We start from the raw sequence: 17122 nt of genomic DNA on the forward strand, positions 1-17122 counted from the left end.
GGGGGAATATTAAAATGATAAAGAAAAATCTCTCACTTTTAAACGACTTTGGTCCTGGTGTTTTAGTATGTTTACTCATATCAGCCTTAGCTCATGGCTTAGAAGTTGTAGAAAAACAGCTTTTCACGGAAGCGTGGCTTGAAAGCCTTGTTTTGGCAATTCTTCTAGGATCAATTATCCGTAGTTGTTTTTCTTTGCCAACATATTTTCAAAAAGGTATCACCTTTTGTGCAAAAACACTTCTCGAAATTGCTATCGTTCTTCTAGGAGCAAGCATTAGCATTAACGCAGTCCTTTCAGCTGGTTGGAATTTGCTTGCTAGTATCATATTCGTGATATTCGTAACAATTATCCTGAGCTTTGCCATCGGCCGACTTTTCGGGCTTTCTACACATTTGGCAATGCTGGTCGCTTGTGGGAATGCTATTTGTGGCAATTCAGCTATTGTCGCCGTTGCACCTGTTATAAAAGCAAAACATGACGATGTAGCCGCATCAATTGCCTTCACTGCTCTTTTAGGAATTCTTATTATTTTATTTCTACCCTTTTTACATCCATCTCTGAATTTGTCATTTAGCCAATATGGTGTGCTTGCTGGCATGGTTGTGTATGCTGTACCACAGGTTTTAGCAGCAACAGCACCTATCTCTTTTCTAAGTGTTCAAATTGCAACAATTGTCAAATTAGTACGGGTTCTCATGTTAGGCCCTGTTATTTTTACTCTATCAATCATTTATCGCCGATCAGCAGAAACACGCTTGCGTTTACATACCCTCGTCCCATGGTTTATCATTGGCTTTATTATCATGATGCTTGTTCGCTCAAGTGGTCTTATCCCTGAAAAGGCTATCAATCCCATCAAATTTATTGCCCAGTTGTTTACTGTTATCTCAATGGCTGCACTAGGATTAGGTGTTGATATCCGATCACTAAAAAAAGCAGGATGGCGCGTCATTTTGGCTTCAACCTGCTCCATAATTATTCTCGGTATTTGTAGCCTTCTTATGATACAATTGAATGAGTTAAATCATATAACATTTTAAAATGTGCATTGATTATTATTTTTTCAACGTAGTATGCAATCAACCCAAAGTCCTCATTATTATTAAAATCAGTTCTTTCATAAACCAGAAAAAACCAGAAAAAGTTCTAAAATACTGCTCATTATTCTATACAAAAAATTGAAAGAGCTGATATTTAAGTGAAAACTGTCAATTTTGCTTTTCAGTCCATAATGATTTGCAACGGGGTAGTATCAAAATACGTAACTCATGCAAAACGAATGCCATTTCTTTCATCTGCTCTCATTACGCTGAGGTTTTTATACAAAGACTGATAAAATATATTCTTATTTGGAAAAAATGTGAGGTCATGACTTTTCCTCTTTTAAATTACTTTTACTTACTATGTAATACAAGTGGCATCAACGTACTATTTGATAGCTTAAAAGTTGTGACAACCCTTACATTTAAACGATTCGTGAAAGGAGTTTGATTCATACGCTAACTCCGCTTGTAATATACAAGCAAATAACTTTAATTGTTTCACCATAAGTAAATTTAAAATAAGAGAATCTTACAATACTCAAGGTACTCATTCAAAAAGTGAAATAATAAGGATTAAATCAACATCTCGTTCTATCTCATAAAAAGATATTGTTGCTTATTGGCACTAGTAACTTTCTTACAAATGAAATATACGATAATGAAAAGACTAAAAATACAGCGGGACTTTTATTTATCGTTTTATTCAACTAAAATATTTTTATGCTTATCCTTGCTATAGATACTGCTTCAATTTATTGTGCTGTTGCGCTTATTCGTCATAAATCTGTTATTGCGCGTATCAATGAACGCATGAACAAAGGACATGCCGAAAAAATTATTGGGCAGATTACACAAATAATGAAACAAGCCAATATGACGCTTGATCAAGTTGAGCGTATTGCTGTCAATATTGGACCTGGATCATTTACTGGTGTACGTGTCGGTGTTGCAACAGCGCGCGCTTTGGCATTAGCACTTGAAATACCTGCTGTTGGAGTGAGTGCTCTTGAAGCGTTAGCAGCACAAGTCATAAACAGTAAAAGTACAGTATCGGCAATTACTGTTGTCATTGAAGCAGGGAGAGGGATGTTCTACCATCAAAATTTTCATAATGATCTCACACCTTTGGGAGAGCCGGGATTAAAAACAATTGAAAATATCCTCGAAGATTTGCCCAAAAAAACCCGACTGACTGGCCCAGCTGCTGATGTCGTTATGGAACATATTAAAAACCATAAAATACACGAAAAAATTGTCCTAGAAAAAATCCCCTGCGAAGCGGCCGATATTGTAAACTATGCTTATCTTGCTGCAAACAAACAATCAAAAAATTCGCCTCGCCCACTCTATCTACGCAGCGCTGATGCAAAACAACAAACCAATTTTGCTTTGCCACAAAAAAAATAATGCCCAAATTTTCATTGACAAAAAAGATTTTTGGAATTGCTCCGCTACAAGTTAATGATAGTGCTTCTCTTCATCAAATTCATCAACATTGTTTTACCCCTTCTTGGGAAAAACAAGCTTTTGATAATTTCTTAACAGATCACTCTATCTTCGGATACAAAGTTTTTCTCATTGATCGCTCTGATCAAATTTTAGGCTTTTGCCTATGCCGTCTCATCCTTGATGAAGCAGAAATCATCACAATTGCTGTTCATCCTCATTATCGTCAACAAGGAATTGGTACCTTTCTTATCGATCGTACAGTTCACCATCTTCACGACAAGGGCGCTATAAAATTATTCTTGGAAGTAGAAGCCACAAATCTTTCTGCTTTGAACCTTTATCAACGCTTTGAATTTCAAAAAATTTCTGAACGTCTTGCCTACTACGCGTCAAAAAATGGTCGTGGTGATGCAATTATCATGCAAAAAACTTTTAAGCAAATAGATTGAGATTTGTGTAAAAAACATTTACACATGCGCTATGAATAAAGTAAATCCTAAAAATACGCCTCCTGTTGCTCCTAAAAAGGTTTTTATCAAAACCTATGGATGTCAAATGAATGTTTATGATAGCCAACGGATGACTGATAGCCTCAGTTCGCAAGGCTATGTGACAACACAAATTCCCAATGATGCCGATCTTATTCTTGTTAATACCTGTCATATTCGTGAAAAAGCAGCAGAAAAACTTTATTCTGATCTCGGTCGTTTGCGCGTTATGCGTCAAGAGCGCACACCTGATAAACCCCTGATGGTTGGTGTAACAGGTTGTGTTGCACAAGCTGAGGGAAGTGAAATCTTGCGCCGTGCTCCAACAGTGGATCTTGTTATTGGTCCGCAAATGTATCATCGCTTGCCAGAATTGTTAGAAAAAGCAAAACAAGGAAAAAAAATTATCGAAACAGACTATGCTGTTGAAGATAAATTTGCTCATTTGCCGCCCCATAATAAACATGCGGTAAGAAAACGAGGTGTTAGCGCATTTTTAACAGTACAGGAAGGTTGCGATAAATTTTGCACTTTTTGTGTTGTTCCTTACACACGCGGTGCTGAAATATCACGGTCTGTCGAGCAAATTACCGAGGAAGCCCGCCAACTCATCGAAGCGGGTGTCAAAGAAATTACGCTGCTTGGACAAAATGTCAATGGTTGGCATGGACAAAGTGCTGATGGCAAAACTTGGCGTCTTGGCGATCTTCTTTATCATCTTGCAAAACTCAATGGTTTAAAGCGTTTGCGTTACACAACCAGCCACCCACGTGATATGGATGATAGCCTTATTGCCGCGCATCGAGATCTTGATATGTTAATGCCTTACCTCCATCTTCCTGTTCAATCAGGTTCAGATCGCATCTTAAAAGCCATGAACCGACAACACAAAAGCTCTCATTATCTTCATCTTATCGAAAAAATTCGAAACGCACGGCCAGATATTGCCTTTTCAGGCGATTTTATTGTAGGGTTTCCAGGAGAAACAGATGAAGACTTTGAAGAAACCATTAAACTTATTCAACAAGTACAGTACAGTTCAGCTTATTCTTTTAAATATTCCCCCCGTCCTGGAACAGTGGGAGCCACAATGAAAAATCATGTTGATGAATCTGTAAAAGATTCCCGACTTCAACATTTACAAGCCCTTCTCCTTGAGCAACAAAATGCGTTTTTGCGTTCTAAAATTGATCAGAAAACGAACGTTCTCATCGAAAAACCTGGACGTCACTCAGGGCAAATGGTAGGGCGTTCCCCTTGGCTTTTACCTGTTGTTGTCGATACAGAAGCCTCTACAGGTAGCGTGATAGAAATTCATATTAAAAATGCAAGCTCAAACAGTTTTGTTGGTGAAGTGACAAATAGATAAACATGCCTCTAACACCTTGTTCAAAAATAAATATTTTTGAAAACTCTTTTATTTTAAAAGAAAATGATTACATCTAAAGCGTGCACTTTTTGTAAAAATTGTCTTTTATAAAGTTTACTTAACAAAATGTGCAATATTTATGTAGATATGGAGAATAGGCTGAAAGCTTCAACCGAAAAAATAAAGCGTATTAAAGAAAAAGTAAATATGTCCCTTGAAAAGGCTGATACCTTGAAACAAACAAGCGCTTCAGATGTGAGCCAAGTTGTTTTGATTTTCGAAAATAATAAATATGCAAAAGCAGTTTTTGGTAAATTTGACGAAAATCTCGCTTATATCGAAAAAAAACTCGAACTTAGTATTCATCCGCGTGGTAATGAAGTCTTAATCCGTGGAAATATTTCTGTTATAAAACATGCGCAATATGTATTGCAGCAGCTTTATGAACGTGCCAAAACACATCAAGAGCTCACTTTATCAGATATAAAAGGAGCGATTGCTATGGTAAATATACCAAAGAAGCAGAAAGAAGACACAATAACACACAAATCTGCAACGAAACGTATACCAGCACGGTTGAGTACCCATAAAAAAATAATTCATGCAAGAACTCCAACACAAGACGCTTACATAAGCGCTATGGAGCATACTGAACTTGTGTTTGGTGTAGGACCAGCAGGAACAGGAAAAACGTATCTTGCTGTTGCTCATGCTGCAATGCTTCTAGAACGTGGTATCATTGAGCGAATTATTCTCTCACGTCCAGCTGTTGAAGCTGGAGAACATCTTGGTTTTCTTCCCGGTGATCTCAAAGAAAAAGTCGACCCATATTTACGACCACTTTATGATGCTCTTTATGATATGATGCCCGCTGAAAAAATAGAACGCATTTTAGCTTCTGGTGTCATAGAAATTGCTCCTCTCGCCTTTATGCGCGGACGAACACTTGCCCATGCTGCTGTTATTCTTGATGAGGCACAAAATACTACCCCCATGCAAATGAAGATGTTCCTCACACGTCTTGGAGAAGGAACGCGTATGATTGTTACCGGTGACGTAAGCCAAATTGATTTGCCTACAGGGCAAAAATCAGGTCTCATTGAAGCAATTCGCATTCTTTCAAATGTAGAAAATATTGCAATTGTGCATTTTGATGAAAAAGATGTTGTACGCCACCCACTTGTTGCTGCTATCGTTCGTGCTTATGATCGTGATTCCGAAATACAAAATAAAAAAAAATCATTCGCATGCGATGCATTAAAAAATGAATTTGATTCATCATGATTATTATTGATATAATGATTAAAAGCGCAGGGTGGAATGATGAGAAAATGCTTTATAATATCACTGAAAAAGCATTAATGGCAACTATGCATCATGTTTCATTGGAAAATGTTGTAAGCGAGATTAGCCTGCTTTTTACGGATGATGAGCATATGGCACAAATCAATGCACAATGGCGCAACAAAAACAAATCCACTAATGTATTATCCTTTCCTGCTTTTCCACTTAAAGCTGGAAATCAACCTGGTCCCATGCTCGGTGATATTATTATTGCCCGAGAAACTGTTGTTTTCGAAGCAGAGAACGAAGGAAAAACATTTCAAGATCATTTAACGCATATGATTGTTCATGGTATCTTACATCTGCTTGGTTATGACCATGAAACTGATGATGAAGCATATAAAATGGAAAAGCTCGAAAGAGAAATTCTTCAAAAGCTTTCCATAAAAGATCCTTACGCATAATTGTCTATCAATGATAAAATTTAACTTTTAAAATCAATATTACCAGCATACCATTTAAAGCCTCTTATTTATCTGTTATAAAAAGAAAGTCTAAAAGATTTCAAAACCATGGCAAACAAAATAAATGCACAAAATAATAGTCAAGCATCTTCTAATAATGAAAAAGACCCCTCTCAACAGACGAATCATACAGAGAAATATTCCCTGATGAATCATTTATTTTCATTCTTACGGGGTCGTAATTGTGCATCTACGTCACTGCGCGATGATCTTACCGTTGCACTCACGACTAACAATGAAAAAGATACCGCCCTCTTCTCACCTGAAGAACGTACTATGCTGCATAACATTTTACGCTTACGTGAAGCACGCGTGGATGATGTTATGATACCTCGTTCTGAAATCGAAGCATTAGAAATAAACACCTCTCTTGGAGAAACCCTTCAATGTTTTGCAAAAATTGGTCATTCTCGTATACCCGTTTATGCTGAAACTTTAGATGATCCGCGCGGCATGATCCATATCCGCGATATTCTTAACTACATCACTCGCTTTATTATCAACCCAACAAAAACCGAACAAAAATCCGATTTGCTTCAATTAAACCATACAGACTTGCATACTCCAATCGGTGAATTGGATTTGATCCGAACAGTTCTCTTTGTTCCCAGTTCTATGCTTGCGAGCAAATTATTAACACGGATGCAAACTACACGAACTCAAATGGCTTTAGTTATTGATGAACATGGAGGAACAGATGGTCTCGTTTCAATGGAAGATATTGTTGAGTTAGTCGTTGGGGATATCGAAGATGAACATGATAATGTCGACAATGCTATCGTACGTGAACCAAATAATAAATGGCTCGTTGATGCAAGAACTGAACTAGAAGATGTGGAGAAAGCTCTTGGTCCTGATTTTATCGTAGGGGAATATGGTGATGAAGTTGATACTATTGGTGGTTTGATCGTCTCCATTCTTGATCGCATTCCTGCTAAAGGTGAAATTGTCGAAGCTGTACCTGGCTATAGATTTCGTATTTTAGAAGCTGATAAACGCCGGATTAAACGATTGCGCATTTTTCGCATTCCCAAAAATGAGAATCTTGAGAACAATGCCATCCCTAAAGAATAGTCCAGCGTTTTTAAACAATTTCATCGTTTTTTTGTTCTCTGTTACAGGCTGGAAGCGCCAAGCATGGATATTTCTGTGTGGTGCTCTTACTTCTTTTGCACTTCCACCCTTTTATTTAACACCTCTTTGCTTTTTAACTTTCCCTCTCTTTATTGTTTTACTTGACTCAATACGGGCCACCAAAAACAATAAAAAACATTTTTTTACTTACGCTTTAAGCTGTGGAACCTTTGGTTTTAGTTATTTTATTTGCGGCCTTTGGTGGCTATGCAATGCTTTGTTAACAGATCCAGATTCTTTTGGTTGGGCAGTCCCATTAGCCATTTTATTCCCTCCACTCTACCTTTCTCTTTATTGGTTTTTTTCTGGTTTCATTGTCGGTTTATTATGGACAAAAGGAATAGCACGCTTTTTTGTTTTAGCCTTTGCATTAGGATTATCCGAGTGGTTGCGTGCGTTTTTATTCACAGGATTTCCATGGAATTCTCTTGGCTATACAGCCATGCCAACCCCAATGTTCATGCAATCTGATGCAATCGTAGGACTTTACGGAATGAATATTCTTGCTGTCTTAGCCTACAGTTTGCCAACTGTTTTATTAACGAATGAAAAAAAGAAAGTGGCACTTTCTCTTTGCTTATCACTTATATTCATTCACTGTGGTTTTGGGTTTTATCGTCTTCATACTATAGAAAACACAGCTGAAGATCAAAAAAGTGCTTATTGGGTGCGTATTGTTCAACCGTCCATCCAACAAAATATAAAATTGCGTGATAATACACGAGAAGCTATGTTGGAAGCGCATATGAAGCTAAGTGCAACACCAACAACCGATCAAAATTCAGAACCCGATTTTATCATATGGCCGGAAGCTTCCGTTCCTTACCTTCTTTATGATAACTCATCTATCACAATGCGCATTGCCTCTCTTTTAAAACCTAAACAATGGGCTATTATCGGAGCAATACGCGCCAGCAATGATCTACCTCATTCCCAAACACAATATTTTAATACAATTGCAGTCATTAATGCTCAAGGTAATATTTTAAATACCTCCGATAAACTTCATTTGGTTCCTTTTGGTGAGTATCTTCCTTATCAGAATTTATTGAAAAAAATTGGATTGCGTACCCTTGCCGATAATATTGGTGGATATAGTACTGCAAGTGTGCGCAAAATTGTTACAATGCCAAACGGATTTTCTTATCTACCCTTAATTTGTTATGAAGCAATATTTCCCCATGAAATGACTTTTCAAGGCTCCCCGCCTCAAGCAATTATTAATATTACAAATGATGCATGGTTTGGTGTAACACCTGGACCCTATCAACATCTTCAACAAGCACAGCTTCGTGCCGTTGAACTGGGAATCCCCCTCATACGGGCAGCCAATAATGGCATATCAGCTGTTATTGATTCTTATGGACGAATCGTTGTAGCTCTTCGACAAAATGCTGTGGGCATTATTGATTCACAAGTTCCATCATCCATTACCCCTATAGGAAGCAATGAATACAGAACTTTCTCTACTTTTATCTTATTCATCCTTATGCTATTGTGTCGTGTTGGTTTTGGTTCTACAAAACAGCTTAAATGATTCAAGTGCCCTTTGTACGGCATTATGTTGCGTGTACCAGTAGTATTGGGAAAAAATATTACATATTGTTTTAATTATATGATAAATCAGCTTCGCATAAATATGATGTTGATTTAGAAGAAAAGTGCTGGAAATAAAGAGTTGCATTATGACCGAAACTAGAAAAAAACCTGACCCTATAGATATCTATGTTGGAACTCGTATCCGTTTACGTCGTAATATTTTAGGACTCACTCAAGAGAAACTAGGTGAAAAATTAGGAATTACTTTTCAGCAAATCCAAAAATATGAAAAAGGAACAAACCGTATTGGTGCCAGTCGTCTTCAAGCGATAGCAGAAATTATGGATGTTCCTGTTTCTTACTTTTTTGATAAAGGTATTACCTCCCAACAAGTAGAGGGTTTTGCCGAAAGTGATCACAATTTTATAGACTTTTGTTCTAGCAGCGAAGGGATTCAGCTCATGCGCGCTTTTACAAATATATCTGATGCTAAAGTGCGTCGAAAAATTATTGACTTGGCAAAAGCACTTTCTGAGGAAGATGTGACAAATAAGTTATAAATTAAAATTATATCTTTTCTCTTTTATTCATATAAATTTGCATTGACGATTTGCTACAGAATTAGCAAATGGTAGCGACTTTAGTAAGCAATTAATTAAATCGTTGGTTTTCTTTTTTGAAGGAGTTCCTATGCCGCATCAAGATTATCTTTTTACGAGCGAATCGGTATCGGAAGGACATCCTGATAAAATTTGTGATCGTATTTCCGATGAAATCGTTGATATGATCTATAAAGAAGCTGAAAAGACTGGTACTGATCCATGGTTAGTACGCGTTGCCTGTGAAACTCTCGTCAGTGTCAACCGTGTTGTTATCGCTGGTGAAGTACGTGTTCCCGATACGCTATTAAAAAAAGATAAAAATAAAGAATTCATCTACGATGAAACTAGCTTTCCACTCATTAATCCTACACGTTTTCGTACAGCAGCGCGCCGTGCTATTCGTACCATTGGCTATGAACAAGCAGGATTCCATTGGAAAACTGTTAAAATTGATGTTCTTTTGCGCCCCCAATCAGCTGATATAGCAAGAGGGGTTGATAATGCTACGGATCGGCACGGTGAAGAAGGAGCAGGTGATCAAGGCATCATGTTTGGATATGCTTGCCGTGAAACACCTGATCTCATGCCTGCACCAATTTATTATGCGCATAAAATTCTCAAACTTCTTGCCGCAGCCCGACATAAAGGAGAGGGAGAAACTGGAAAATTAGGACCAGATGCTAAAAGCCAAATAACCATACGCTATAAAAATGGAAAACCAATAGAGGTCACATCCATCGTTCTTTCAACGCAGCACCTTGATGAAAGCTGGGATTCCAATAAAGTACGTACAGTGGTTGAGCCTTACATTCGCCAAGCTTTACATGACATTCCCATTGCAGCTCAATGCAGTTGGTATATTAACCCAACAGGAAAATTTGTTATTGGAGGACCTCAAAGCGATGCCGGATTAACGGGACGCAAAATTATTGTGGATACTTACGGAGGTGCAGCACCCCATGGAGGCGGTGCTTTTTCAGGAAAAGATACAACAAAAGTTGATCGTTCTGCTGCCTATGCGGCACGCTATCTGGCTAAGAATATTGTTGCTGCTCATTTAGCAGAGAGATGCACCATTCAACTCTCCTATGCAATTGGTATTGCACAACCTTTATCTATTTATCTTAATCTTCATGGAACAGGAAAAGTCGATGAAAAAGTTATTGAAGCAGCCATCCGCAAAATAATGGACCTTTCACCTACCGGCATTCGAAAACATCTTGACCTCAATAAACCTATTTATGCAAAAACAGCTGCCTATGGTCACTTTGGTCGTAAACCAAAAAACGATGGTTCGTTTTCATGGGAAAAAACTGATCTCGTGAAAACGCTTCAAACAATGATCCAAATCCCATGATTAAACATAATATACGTAAGAGTGAAGCATTTTTTGGACGCCGACAAGGAAAACAACTTCGAAACAGTCAGCTTACACGTATAAAAATGCTTCTCCCCAATTTTAATATTGATTTAAATGTTCCTCCTCCTTCAAACCTTACATCCTTATTTTCAAGCAAAGTAAGAGAAATTCGACTTGAAATCGGCTTTGGTGGAGGTGAACATTTACTTCATGAAATGGAATATTTTCCAAAAACCGGTTTTATCGGCGTCGAGCCCTTTATCAATGGCATGGCAAAAATATTGTTGTCTCTTGAACAGCATCAAAACCATCAAAATCGTCTTCGCCTCTATAATGATGATGCTACACGCCTCCTTGATTGGCTCCCTGATAACTCGCTTGATGGAATAGACCTCTTCTATCCTGATCCTTGGCCGAAAAAGAAACACTGGAAACGACGTTTCATCAACATAAAAAATCTTAACCGTTTTGCTCGTGTTCTTAAAATAGGGAAATTTTTTCGCTTTGCTAGCGATATAGACAGTTATGTAAACTGGACTTTGTACCATTGTGCACAACATGATCACTTTGAATGGAAAGCAGAAAGCCCTCAAGACTGGAAACTCCCTTATCCACTATGGAGTGGAACCCGCTATGAAGCAAAAGCTTTACGCGAAGGACGAACGCCTGCCTATCTTACCTTTATCAAGAAATAAATGATCAAGCGCTTTTCTCATAAACAACTTGAAAAATTTTGAATTTAAGAGTATCAATAGTTAAATTCTTGGTCTTATGATGAAGAGTGGGCCGTTGGACCCGCTCTTTTTTAATATCATAAAACTGATGAAAACAACTTGGATAAAATGTATGAACGAAGCTGAAAAAATAAGCAATCTTGACGAACCGCGCTTGTTTGAAGAAGAGGGTATCGAAGCACAGGTTGCTGCTCTTGTCATACCACTACTTAAACCTTTAGGTTTTCGTTTGGTTCGTGTAAAACTCCTTGGTCAAAATGGTTTAACACTTCAAATTATGGTTGAACGTGCCGATGGTTCTATGACCATAGAAGATTGTGAAACTGTTAGTCGAACTGTTTCCCCACTCCTTGATGTCCAAAATGTTATTGAGCGCAAATATCATTTAGAAATCTCATCACCTGGAATTGATCGTCCATTGGTAAGAAAATCTGATTTTTTTCATTGGCAAGGGCATCTTGCAAAAATTGAAACAAAAATAATAATTGATGGGCGCCGAAAATTTCGCGGGACACTTACAAATATCACGCAAGATGGATTTATTTTAAACACTGATAAAGCTGCTTATGGAGAAGCCATGTATACCCCTATTTCCTTTTGTGATATCATAAATGCACATTTAGTGCTTACCGATGAGCTTATTCGCGATGCATTGAAACAAAATAAAGATTTAAGTCAACAATTCATTGCCGAAGAGAACGCTAACGACTCTATACAGACGCTCAATTTCAAAAAATAATATCACAGGGGAATACCCATCGTGTGGCACAAAGAAGGAGAAAATTGATGGCTACAAGCGCTAACAGGCTTGAGATTCTGCAAATTGCAGATGCTGTTGCACGTGAAAAGTCAATCGACCGTGAAATTGTCATTTCTGCGATGGCTGATGCTATTCAAAAAGCAGCACGTTCTCGTTATGGTCAAGAAACCAATATCCGTGCTGAAATCAATTCTAAAACAGGTGAAATTAAATTACAGCGCCTGCTTAAAATCGTTGATGTCGTTGAAGACTATACAACGGAAATTACTTTGTCTGATGCTCTCAAACATCAAGCAGAAGCAAAAATTGGTGATTTTTTTGCTGATCTTTTACCTCCTATGGATTTTGGACGTATCGCAGCACAATCTGCTAAACAGGTTATTGTACAAAAAGTACGCGACGCAGAGCGTGATCAGCAATATGAGGAATTCAAAAATAAAGTTGGTGAAATTATTTCTGGTACAGTTAAGCGTGTGGAATATGGTAACGTCATCGTTGATCTAGGGCGTGGTGAAGCTATTGTGCGCCGTGATGAATTAATTCCTCGTGAATCATTCCGCTATGGAGATCGCATTCGTGCTTTTGTCAATGATGTACACCGTGAAACGCGTGGGCCGCAAATCTTCCTTTCACGCACACATCCCCAATTTATGGTAAAACTTTTCACTATGGAAGTGCCAGAAATTTATGATGGTATTATAGAAATCAAATCTGTAGCTCGTGATCCAGGTTCACGGGCTAAAATCGCCGTTGTTTCACGCGATGGTTCCATTGATCCTGTTGGAGCATGCGTTGGAATGCGAGGAAGTCGTGTACAAGCTGTTGTTGCTGAATTACAAGGCGAAAAAATTGATATTATTCCTTGGTCGCCTGATGCGGCAACATTTGTCGTTAATGCACTGCAACCTGCTGAAGTTTCTAAAATTATCCTTGATGAAGATGCTGAACGGATTGAAGTTATTGTGCCAGATGATCAACTTAGCCTTGCTATTGGACGACGTGGGCAAAATGTTCGCTTGGCTTCACAGCTAACAGGATGGAACATTGATATTTTAACGGAAAAGGAAGAATCTGAAAATCGTCAAAAAGAATTTACTGAACGGAGTAAATTGTTTATGGAAGCCTTAGAGGTTGACGAAATGATCGGACAGGTTATGGCATCAGAGGGTTTTTCTTCTATTGAAGAAATCGCCTATATTGATCTTGAAGAAATCGCTTCTATTGATGGTTTTGACCATGATACCGCCGCTGAAATCCAAAGTCGTGCCCGCGAATATCTTGATCATCAAGAAAAAGAACTTGATGAAAAACGCAAGAAGCTCGGAGTTTCTGACGAATTGCGAACACTTCCTGGAATGACAAGTGCTATGTTGGTTGCTGTAGGTGAGGATGGTGTAAAAACGATAGAAGACTTTGCTGGCTATGCCGTTGATGATTTAGCTGGTTGGAGAGAACGCAAAGAAGGTCAAACACAGAATTTTTCTGGTATTTTAACCCCTTTTGACATTACACGCGCAGATGCAGAAGCTATGGTTTTAGCCGCACGTGTACAAGCAGGCTGGATAGACCAAGCTGATCTTGTTACAGAAAATCCTGTAGAAGATGAAAATTCTACAGAAAATGAAAAAATAGATGATTTGGATGTGGATACACTTTAAATGAATGAACGGACTTGCATTGTGACCCGAAAAAATGCTTCAGCACAAACGCTGATCCGTTTTGTTATTGGTCCCAATAACCAAATTGTTCCTGATCTTAAAGCGAATTTACCAGGGCGTGGCGTTTGGATTTCCGCCCATCACGCTGTTATTGAGAAAGCAATAAAACAGAAAGCTTTTCATAGAAATTTTAAAACAGATGTTGAGGTTGCACCAAATCTTGTGCATGTTATTGATACGCTTTTACTAAAAGCCGCTCTTTCAAGCCTTTCCATGGCACGAAAAGCGGGAGCAATTGTTATGGGAGCAACAAAGGTTGACGCTGCTATCCGCTCTGGTAAAGTTATTCTTGTACTTCATGCTAAAGAAACAACAGAAGATGGGAAACGAAAAATTGCACAGGCCATCCATTCAATACAACAACAAACAAATCGGACTATAAAAACCATATCTTTATTTACAAGTGATGAAATGCGAGTGGCTTTTGGCTCTAATCCTGTAATGCACGCGGCCTTACTGGACACAAAGGCTGCTGAAGGATTTCTCAAAACGACATGTAAATTGATCAGCTATCGTGACGACAAGCATAGTAAGTCTAGTGAGATGACGGCACAAGCCGTGAAGGAAGTACAATGAGTGAAAATAACAACGACAAAACAACCGTCAAGAAGACACTAACTCTCAAGAGGTCTGTCTTGGAAACGAGCACGGTTAAACAAAATTTTAGTCATGGCCGTACGAAGGCTGTCGTTGTCGAAACCAAACGGCGTAAAATTACGCGACCTGATGAAAAAGCTGAAACCCTACAGCCCATTACAAAGCCGCATGTGGCCCCCCAGCGTTCTAAACCGCGTTTTGAGGGAAAAAAGCCTCAAGAATCTGTGGCCAAAAGCAATCTTTCATCAACTGAAATGGAAGCGAGACTTCGCGCGTTAGAAGAAGCACATATCCAAGAAAGAATAACGCGAGAACAAGCCGAAGAAGAAGCAAGACGCGCTAAAGAGCGTGAAGAAATTTTACAGCAAGAAAGTAAAGAAAAAGAAATACATCTCCAACAAGAAGAAGAAATATCACCAGTACAGACTCCACCTGTTCCCCCTCTCATTGAACAGACAGATATTCCTATTGCGCCTAAAAACACAACCGTGATTGAAAAACGCAAAATAGATGACAATAAAGAGGAAGAACGGCATAGTCGACGTGCTAATCCTGCTAAATCAGAAATACGTGTACCAAAAGTTGTCAAAGGAGCTGATGAGCGGCGACGCGGAAAGCTAACTCTGAATAGTGCACTGGATGAAGAAGGAAACGCACGTGGGCGCTCAATGGCTGCAATGCGGCGTAGACAGGAAAAGTTTAAGCGTGCACAAAATCAAGAACCAAGAGAAAAAATTTCTCGCGAAGTTGTTCTTCCTGAAACGATTACCATTCAAGAGCTCGCACAACGTATGACGGAGCGTTCTGTTGATGTGATTAAATTCTTGATGAAACAAGGACAAATGATGAAACCTGGCGATGTTATTGATGCAGATGTTGCCGAACTCATCGCTGTTGAATTTGGCCATACTGTTAAACGTGTTTTAGAATCTGACGTAGAAGAAGGTATCTTTAATATAAAAGATAATCCTCAAAACATGCAGCAGCGTCCCCCTGTTGTAACCATTATGGGCCATGTTGACCACGGAAAAACTTCTCTTTTGGATGCTATTCGTAAAGCAAATGTTGTTTCTGGCGAAGCAGGAGGTATTACGCAGCATATTGGTGCCTATCAAGTAGAACAAAACGGTCAAAAAATTACCTTTATTGATACACCTGGTCATGCTGCATTTACGGCTATGCGTGCACGTGGAGCTCGTGTTACTGATATTGCTGTTCTCGTTGTAGCCGCTGATGATAGTGTTATGCCCCAAACGATTGAATCAATCAATCATGCGAAAGTCGCTGGTGTACCTATCATTGTTGCTATCAACAAAATTGATAAACCAGCTGCGAATGCACAAAAAGTACGTACAGAACTTCTACAACATGAAGTGTTTGTTGAAACTATGGGCGGTGAAACTTTGGACGTTGAAGTTTCTGCTAAAACTGGTCAAAATCTTGATAAACTTCTCGAAGCTATCCTTCTTCAGGCTGAAATGCTTGATCTGAAAGCAGATCCTCAACGAACTGCAGAGGGCGTTATCATTGAAGCCAAATTGGATCGCGGACGTGGATCTGTTGCAACAGTTCTTGTTCAAAAAGGTACATTACACCCTTCTGATATTATAGTTGCCGGAAATGAATGGGGTCGTGTGCGTGCTTTGATTGACGACCATGGCCGCCATGTCAAAGAAGCCGTTCCCTCTACACCGATTGAAATTTTAGGCATGCAAGGAACACCACAAGCCGGAGACCGTTTTGCTGTTGTCACACATGAAGCAAAAGCACGTGAAATTTCTGAATATCGTCAACGATTAGCACGTGATAAAGCTGTTGCGCGGCAAACTGGTTCGCGTGGTTCTCTTGAACAGATGATGACAAAATTGCAAACGACTGGTGTTAAGGAGTTTTCTCTTATTATAAAAGGGGATGTGCAAGGATCAATTGAAGCAATTGCTTCAGCATTGGAAAAACTCGGAAATGATGAGGTTCGTGCGCGTATTGTACATTCTGGTGCTGGAGGAATTACCGAAAGTGATATTTCTCTTGCGGAAGCTTCTAACTCTGCTGTAATTGGCTTTAATGTTCGAGCCAATAAGCAGGCACGTGATTTTGCTAAAACACAAGGAATTGAAATTCGCTATTATAACATCATTTATGATCTTGTTGACGATATCAAGGCTGCCATGTCTGGATTACTCTCACCAGAACAGCGTGAAACTTTCCTTGGTAATGCTGAAATTCTAGAAGTCTTTAACATTACAAAAATTGGAAAAGTTGCAGGATGTCGTGTTACAGAAGGTAAAATAGAACGAGGAGCCGGTGTTCGCCTTATCCGCGATAATATCGTTATTCACGAAGGAAAGCTGAAAACACTCAAACGCTTTAAAGATGAAGTCAGTGAAGTGCAAAGTGGTCAAGAATGTGGAATAGCCTTTGAAAATTATGACGACATGCGCGCAGGAGACATCATTGAGACCTTCCGTATCGAACATATTAATCGTACATTATAAAATAATCCAATAACCTTATTCTG

Annotated in this window: 15 protein-coding genes; all 15 read left to right on the forward strand. The window is 38.8% G+C overall.

What is annotated here, in order from left to right; genetic code table 11:
• Positions 1 to 14 precede the first annotated feature (14 nt).
• A complete protein-coding gene (locus ACFIK3_RS04515; RefSeq protein WP_375676318.1) occupies positions 15 to 1043 on the forward strand; it encodes a YeiH family protein in 1029 nt (342 codons plus the stop codon).
• A gap of 723 nt (positions 1044 to 1766) precedes the next feature.
• Positions 1767 to 2453: a tRNA (adenosine(37)-N6)-threonylcarbamoyltransferase complex dimerization subunit type 1 TsaB gene (gene tsaB, locus ACFIK3_RS04520; RefSeq protein WP_375631069.1), complete on the forward strand. Its 687-nt coding sequence runs from the start codon at positions 1767 to 1769 to the stop codon at positions 2451 to 2453.
• The gene (rimI, locus tag ACFIK3_RS04525; RefSeq protein ID WP_273790580.1) at positions 2453 to 2944 is read left to right on the forward strand and encodes a ribosomal protein S18-alanine N-acetyltransferase; all 492 of its coding nucleotides are present in this window, start codon (positions 2453 to 2455) and stop codon (positions 2942 to 2944) included. The genes tsaB and rimI overlap by 1 nt, the downstream gene beginning before the upstream one ends.
• A gap of 31 nt (positions 2945 to 2975) precedes the next feature.
• Complete coding sequence (miaB, locus tag ACFIK3_RS04530; RefSeq protein WP_375631070.1) at positions 2976 to 4352, forward strand: tRNA (N6-isopentenyl adenosine(37)-C2)-methylthiotransferase MiaB; 1377 nt, start codon at positions 2976 to 2978, stop codon at positions 4350 to 4352.
• A gap of 159 nt (positions 4353 to 4511) precedes the next feature.
• Positions 4512 to 5636: a PhoH family protein gene (locus ACFIK3_RS04535; protein WP_375637610.1), complete on the forward strand. Its 1125-nt coding sequence runs from the start codon at positions 4512 to 4514 to the stop codon at positions 5634 to 5636.
• Positions 5633 to 6100 carry an rRNA maturation RNase YbeY gene (gene ybeY, locus ACFIK3_RS04540; protein WP_375631071.1) on the forward strand — a complete coding sequence of 156 codons (468 nt, stop codon included), beginning with the start codon at positions 5633 to 5635 and terminating at the stop codon, positions 6098 to 6100. Before ACFIK3_RS04535 ends, ybeY begins: the two co-directional genes overlap by 4 nt.
• A gap of 108 nt (positions 6101 to 6208) precedes the next feature.
• Positions 6209 to 7234 (forward strand): hemolysin family protein, encoded by a 1026-nt coding sequence (locus tag ACFIK3_RS04545; protein WP_273790583.1) that lies wholly within the window; start codon positions 6209 to 6211, stop codon positions 7232 to 7234.
• Positions 7197 to 8831, forward strand: a complete 1635-nt coding sequence (gene lnt / locus ACFIK3_RS04550; protein ID WP_273790584.1) for an apolipoprotein N-acyltransferase — start codon at positions 7197 to 7199, stop codon at positions 8829 to 8831. Before ACFIK3_RS04545 ends, lnt begins: the two co-directional genes overlap by 38 nt.
• Before the next feature lie 148 nt (positions 8832 to 8979).
• Positions 8980 to 9393, forward strand: coding sequence for a helix-turn-helix domain-containing protein (locus ACFIK3_RS04555; protein WP_273790585.1), 414 nt, complete (start codon positions 8980 to 8982; stop codon positions 9391 to 9393).
• Between the two features lie 130 nt (positions 9394 to 9523).
• Positions 9524 to 10792 carry a methionine adenosyltransferase gene (gene metK / locus ACFIK3_RS04560; protein WP_273790586.1) on the forward strand — a complete coding sequence of 423 codons (1269 nt, stop codon included), beginning with the start codon at positions 9524 to 9526 and terminating at the stop codon, positions 10790 to 10792.
• Complete coding sequence (locus ACFIK3_RS04565; protein ID WP_375631073.1) at positions 10789 to 11490, forward strand: tRNA (guanine(46)-N(7))-methyltransferase TrmB; 702 nt, start codon at positions 10789 to 10791, stop codon at positions 11488 to 11490. Before metK ends, ACFIK3_RS04565 begins: the two co-directional genes overlap by 4 nt.
• Positions 11491 to 11617: 127 nt before the next feature.
• Complete coding sequence (gene rimP / locus ACFIK3_RS04570; protein WP_273790647.1) at positions 11618 to 12268, forward strand: ribosome maturation factor RimP; 651 nt, start codon at positions 11618 to 11620, stop codon at positions 12266 to 12268.
• Positions 12269 to 12315: 47 nt separating this feature from the next.
• Positions 12316 to 13947, forward strand: coding sequence for a transcription termination factor NusA (nusA, locus tag ACFIK3_RS04575; protein WP_375631074.1), 1632 nt, complete (start codon positions 12316 to 12318; stop codon positions 13945 to 13947).
• A complete protein-coding gene (locus ACFIK3_RS04580) occupies positions 13948 to 14583 on the forward strand; it encodes an RNA-binding protein (protein ID WP_273790589.1) in 636 nt (211 codons plus the stop codon).
• Positions 14580 to 17099: a translation initiation factor IF-2 gene (infB, locus tag ACFIK3_RS04585; protein WP_273790590.1), complete on the forward strand. Its 2520-nt coding sequence runs from the start codon at positions 14580 to 14582 to the stop codon at positions 17097 to 17099. Before ACFIK3_RS04580 ends, infB begins: the two co-directional genes overlap by 4 nt.
• Positions 17100 to 17122: the final 23 nt, after the last annotated feature.

Source organism: Bartonella sp. CB10SXKL, assembly GCF_042195515.1.
Taxonomy (GTDB): Bacteria; Pseudomonadota; Alphaproteobacteria; order Rhizobiales; family Rhizobiaceae; genus Bartonella.

Bases quoted from the DNA above. Each gene is read 5' to 3' on its own strand.
- ACFIK3_RS04515 (WP_375676318.1), top strand. From the start codon at position 15: ATGATAAAGAAAAATCTCTCACTTTTAAACGACTTTGGTCCTGGTGTT.
- tsaB (WP_375631069.1), top strand. From the start codon at position 1,767: ATGCTTATCCTTGCTATAGATACTGCTTCAATTTATTGTGCTGTTGCG.
- rimI (WP_273790580.1), top strand. From the start codon at position 2,453: ATGCCCAAATTTTCATTGACAAAAAAGATTTTTGGAATTGCTCCGCTA.
- miaB (WP_375631070.1), top strand. From the start codon at position 2,976: ATGAATAAAGTAAATCCTAAAAATACGCCTCCTGTTGCTCCTAAAAAG.
- ybeY (WP_375631071.1), top strand. From the start codon at position 5,633: ATGATTATTATTGATATAATGATTAAAAGCGCAGGGTGGAATGATGAG.
- ACFIK3_RS04545 (WP_273790583.1), top strand. From the start codon at position 6,209: ATGGCAAACAAAATAAATGCACAAAATAATAGTCAAGCATCTTCTAAT.
- lnt (WP_273790584.1), top strand. From the start codon at position 7,197: ATGAGAATCTTGAGAACAATGCCATCCCTAAAGAATAGTCCAGCGTTT.
- ACFIK3_RS04555 (WP_273790585.1), top strand. From the start codon at position 8,980: ATGACCGAAACTAGAAAAAAACCTGACCCTATAGATATCTATGTTGGA.
- metK (WP_273790586.1), top strand. From the start codon at position 9,524: ATGCCGCATCAAGATTATCTTTTTACGAGCGAATCGGTATCGGAAGGA.
- ACFIK3_RS04565 (WP_375631073.1), top strand. From the start codon at position 10,789: ATGATTAAACATAATATACGTAAGAGTGAAGCATTTTTTGGACGCCGA.
- rimP (WP_273790647.1), top strand. From the start codon at position 11,618: ATGAAAACAACTTGGATAAAATGTATGAACGAAGCTGAAAAAATAAGC.
- nusA (WP_375631074.1), top strand. From the start codon at position 12,316: ATGGCTACAAGCGCTAACAGGCTTGAGATTCTGCAAATTGCAGATGCT.
- ACFIK3_RS04580 (WP_273790589.1), top strand. From the start codon at position 13,948: ATGAATGAACGGACTTGCATTGTGACCCGAAAAAATGCTTCAGCACAA.
- infB (WP_273790590.1), top strand. From the start codon at position 14,580: ATGAGTGAAAATAACAACGACAAAACAACCGTCAAGAAGACACTAACT.